Genomic DNA, 3,759 nt, shown 5'->3' with positions numbered 1-3,759 from the left:
GGAGGCCATCGCAAAAACCGTCAATCAAATCGCCAAAACCCAGAAATTACCGGCCAAGCACATCAATCAGGGGTTCTTCGATCCCTCCACATCGTTTTTTTTACAGATGACAAAAGAACGCGTTTTTCACGCTTTGAAACACCATCAAAGAGTCTCAGAGCGCTGAACATTTCTTCAGGTTCCGATGGAATATTCTGATTTTTATTATGACTTCTCATCATTTTGGACACATACGGACTCTGGAAGAGGATACGTTAAACAACCTGTTGGTTCGACAACAGCACCAGACGTAAGAACGCCTTCCTGCGTGTTCGTCAACGACAGGATATGGATCACCGTCAAACCTTTAGAAAGAAGATAATCTGAAATAATGCGCCGATGACACCGCCACCAAAGAACCTCTGCGCACATTAAAACAACCGTTTCATATCGGCTCGCTTCGATTAAAGTTGCTAGACCTTTCTGAAATTCATCGCTTAAAGCATAGTCGGCATAATTATGAAAACTTTGCACACGCCAGAATGCATTAATCGTAGGTGCAACGGTTCTAGACCGCGGACGTCTCCCGCCTAACTCCGGAAAATGACGATAAATAACGTTTACTTTCCCAAGCGCTTCAGACAGGACATTACCATTGTAATCCCGATTACGCCTAGAATACGGAAACGCACGAACATCCGCCACGAATGTAATATGATAATGACAAATAAGTGTTATAAACTCGTCAAGGGAATGCATAGAGTGACCAATCGTATAAATCGTCTTACATTTAACCTTGGTCATTTTACAGTGTCTTCGGTTGCATAAGGAAAATTACCATGTCTTCACAAACCTTCAGAATTGGCGACATTGTTTCATGGAACTCTGAAGCCGGTTATGTCACAGGTAAAATTACGAAAATTCACACATCACCATTTCTCGTCAATGGGTATCATCATCATGCGTCAGGCCAGGAACCTCAATACGAGATTGTCAGCCAGAAAACTGGGCATATAGCATTTCACAAAGGGTCGGCCCTACAGCTACAGATGTAAGTGTTCATATACTTCACAAAGAATGAACTGGATCAGAATCGTAAAACTCCAGTTTTAGCCGGACCAAACCAGATAATTTTAGGTAATGCGTCTGCTCCGGTTTGATAAGGCCTGGTTCACAAGGTGTCAGATGCCTGACTTCTCCAGTGTCAACGTACACGAGCGTCGCAGTTCCTTCCAGAATACGGATAACTGCCCATACGCCAGCCTTCGTGGCATGACGCTGACGCAGACCTGCGGGAAGAGTTATCGCATTGAACTCCGACGTAATACGATACGGTTTCATGGCTGCTTCCTGATATCACGAAAAACAACCTTTATCGCATCGATATTTCCACTATGGTTTCTTATGATATCCATATTGAATACAACAACAATCTGCGAACCATTCCGTCTTAAAGCCGGCACGGTGAGTGTACGATCTGAATTAAAACCTGTTACTCCCTGCTCCACGACATAAGACCAACCTTTCCAGTGCCGTTCACGTAATTTTTCCGGTATAATCAGATCACGTGACTTCCCAATAGCTTCCTCCGCCGCAAAACCAAACATCTGAACTGCGTTGTCATCCCACAACTCGATGATGCCTGAGCGATGGACCCGGACAATCGCATCGTCACAAATAATGGGAGAATTCTTTTGATCTGTTTCAGAAAAACTTAAATTCGGCATGGAACATAATTCCTAAAAACGTGATAACGGATGAATACTTTTTATACGTTAGCGTCAATACCTATATGTCCTGCTCATCCAGAAATTTCTGGAGAACAAGAGCGTGATTATGAAGCGGATCATGCGCAGCATAAAGAAGAGTGATCCTCCCTTTTTTCATAAGGTTCTCAAGTTTTTTGATGTCGGAATTTCCTTCAGAAAGCTCATGACGATACCTGAGTTTGAATTCATCCCAGTGAGCCGGGTCATGATCAAACCAGTGTCGAAGATCGGAGCTTGGAGCAGCATTCTTTAACCAATAATCCATTTTAACATCTGATTTGTGCAACCCTCGAGGCCACAATCGATCCACAAGAACACGAACGCCATCTATTTCCGAAGGCAGATCGTAAACTCGTTTTATCCGAACGTCGTGTCGAGATTTCATGACAGACTAATCCTTTTTGGTGTCCAGAGACACACTCCTAAAAAGTCTTTGTGTCCATAGCGGGTAAAGCGGATACAATTTGATGATAAAATCACCACTCATGACCAAAGCACCACCTGCAAAGACAACATCACCAGGCAGGCGCATCCATTGCCAGAACAATGTCGTATCATAGAATGCAGCACTCCGTGCATAAGCGTAACCATGCTCGTAAACAGCCAGGAGCTGCGACCAGCCAACGGGGAAGAAATTCAGAACAGTCCAGAGAATGAGACCTGCATTGTATAGCCAGAATGCCAAGATCCCTGGTCGCTCAGAAAACGTTTTCTCACCGGCATGGATATAGCGCAGACAGAAGTAAATCAGACCAATTGCCAGTTCACCAAAGGAGCCAACCAAAGATGCATGTGCATGATTTAACGTTAAAAATGTACCATGTTCATAATAGTTGACCAATGGCGCATTCAGGATACCTCCTCCATAAACGCCCGCACCAACAAAATTCCAGAAAGCAGCGCCAATAATGTACATATAGCCAACGCGATACTGGAAATCTCCGTGAGCATTGATCAGGCGATAATGATGAATACCCTCCATGATGAGCAGAACCAGTGGAAGCACCTCAATAAACGAAAACATTGTTCCAAATGGGATCCAGATACTGGGCTCTCCTGCCCAATATAAATGGTGTCCAGTACCAATCACTCCACCAAGAAAGACGAGAATGACTTCAAAATACATTCCGCGCTCGGCCAGCTTTCGTGACACCAGCCCCGTTGCCATAAGAGTCCATGCCGTCATGGTTGCAGCAAAAAACTCAAACGATTGCTCAACCCACAGATGAACGACCCACCACCTCCAGAAATCAGCCAGTGTAAAAGATTTCTCGATTCCTGTCAGAGGCACCATTCCACAGACGTACAACAGGGCAATATTTACTGTTGAGGCCCAGATCAGGTGTTCAAGCCGGATACGACCTGTCCAGAAATCACGAGCAGCATCTATCCAGCCAGGCACTGTTGGCCAGAGAGCGCGCATGACAAGCGCACTCCACACGATTAAACCTGCAAAGAAACCAATCTGCCAGAACCGACCAAGTTGGATGTAAGAGAGCCCCTGATTGCCGAACCAAAACCAGTTTGTATCTATCGCTCCCATAATACCGAGATAGTCTCCGACGAGACCGCCAACCACAACAAATGCCGTAACCCAGAATAGAGCATCGACAAGCCATCCCTGACCTCGTGCTTCTTCGCCTCCGGCGATGACCGGGGAAAGGAACAGGGCAGCTCCAATCTACGACAGGCCAATCCAGACTATAGGTGCCTGAATATGTACATCACGCATAAAACTGAACGGGATGTAACGATTGACATCAAAACCATAAAAGCTAGACCGGTCGTAATACATGTGAGCCATGATCGAGCCAACAAGTATTTGTATAAGTATCAAGGCCGAAACCAGCAGAAAATATTTCCATATTTTTCTCTGACTCGATGTTAATGGACGTGCAGGAACCAGAATACACTCGCGTAAACTAGGGCCTGTTAGATCTTGAATTTCTTCCCATATTGTAGGGATGGAAGAAGGAGACAGAACAGGCACCTTTACGGACGAGACATGGGC

General features: G+C 45.2%; 6 protein-coding genes and 1 pseudogene. 1 reads left to right on the top strand and 6 read right to left on the bottom strand.

What is annotated here, in order from left to right; translation table 11 throughout:
* Window positions 1-204: 204 nt before the first annotated feature.
* The gene (locus HNH97_RS16895; RefSeq protein WP_171791656.1) at window positions 205-783 is read right to left on the bottom strand and encodes a DUF488 domain-containing protein; all 579 of its coding nucleotides are present in this window, start codon (window positions 781-783) and stop codon (window positions 205-207) included.
* 35 nt (window positions 784-818) lie between these two features.
* On the opposite strand from HNH97_RS16895, the gene HNH97_RS16890 reads away from it, so the two are divergent.
* Window positions 819-1,034: a hypervirulence associated TUDOR domain-containing protein gene (locus tag HNH97_RS16890; RefSeq protein ID WP_010512346.1), complete on the top strand. Its 216-nt coding sequence runs from the start codon at window positions 819-821 to the stop codon at window positions 1,032-1,034.
* Between the two features lie 13 nt (window positions 1,035-1,047).
* Here the strand turns inward: HNH97_RS16890 and HNH97_RS16885 are convergent, their stop codons facing one another.
* From HNH97_RS16885 to HNH97_RS18080, 5 genes and pseudogenes are all read right to left on the bottom strand, one after another.
* Window positions 1,048-1,320, bottom strand: coding sequence for a DUF1971 domain-containing protein (locus HNH97_RS16885; protein WP_023524174.1), 273 nt, complete (start codon window positions 1,318-1,320; stop codon window positions 1,048-1,050).
* Window positions 1,317-1,706 (bottom strand): PAS domain-containing protein, encoded by a 390-nt coding sequence (locus tag HNH97_RS16880; protein ID WP_113597095.1) that lies wholly within the window; start codon window positions 1,704-1,706, stop codon window positions 1,317-1,319. The genes HNH97_RS16885 and HNH97_RS16880 overlap by 4 nt, the downstream gene beginning before the upstream one ends.
* 61 nt (window positions 1,707-1,767) lie before the next feature.
* The gene (locus tag HNH97_RS16875; protein ID WP_010512344.1) at window positions 1,768-2,133 is read right to left on the bottom strand and encodes a DUF488 domain-containing protein; all 366 of its coding nucleotides are present in this window, start codon (window positions 2,131-2,133) and stop codon (window positions 1,768-1,770) included.
* Between the two features lie 6 nt (window positions 2,134-2,139).
* Complete coding sequence (locus HNH97_RS16870; RefSeq protein ID WP_244949517.1) at window positions 2,140-3,417, bottom strand: cbb3-type cytochrome c oxidase subunit I; 1,278 nt, start codon at window positions 3,415-3,417, stop codon at window positions 2,140-2,142.
* Between the two features lie 12 nt (window positions 3,418-3,429).
* Window positions 3,430-3,759: pseudogene (locus tag HNH97_RS18080) on the bottom strand (hypothetical protein); the annotation flags it as partial.

Origin of the sequence: Gluconacetobacter entanii (assembly GCF_013155425.1) — a bacterium.
Taxonomy (GTDB): Bacteria; Pseudomonadota; Alphaproteobacteria; order Acetobacterales; family Acetobacteraceae; genus Novacetimonas; species Novacetimonas entanii.
Note: the sequence above shows the minus strand (reverse complement) of the source record. Positions and strands in the feature narration are given on the sequence as shown.

What these genes read in the sequence shown, in the direction of transcription:
- HNH97_RS16895 (WP_171791656.1), bottom strand. Translation starts at nt 783, where the DNA reads ATGACCAAGGTTAAATGTAAGACGATTTATACGATTGGTCACTCTATG.
- HNH97_RS16890 (WP_010512346.1), top strand. Translation starts at nt 819, where the DNA reads ATGTCTTCACAAACCTTCAGAATTGGCGACATTGTTTCATGGAACTCT.
- HNH97_RS16885 (WP_023524174.1), bottom strand. Translation starts at nt 1,320, where the DNA reads ATGAAACCGTATCGTATTACGTCGGAGTTCAATGCGATAACTCTTCCC.
- HNH97_RS16875 (WP_010512344.1), bottom strand. Translation starts at nt 2,133, where the DNA reads ATGAAATCTCGACACGACGTTCGGATAAAACGAGTTTACGATCTGCCT.
- HNH97_RS16880 (WP_113597095.1), bottom strand. Translation starts at nt 1,706, where the DNA reads ATGCCGAATTTAAGTTTTTCTGAAACAGATCAAAAGAATTCTCCCATT.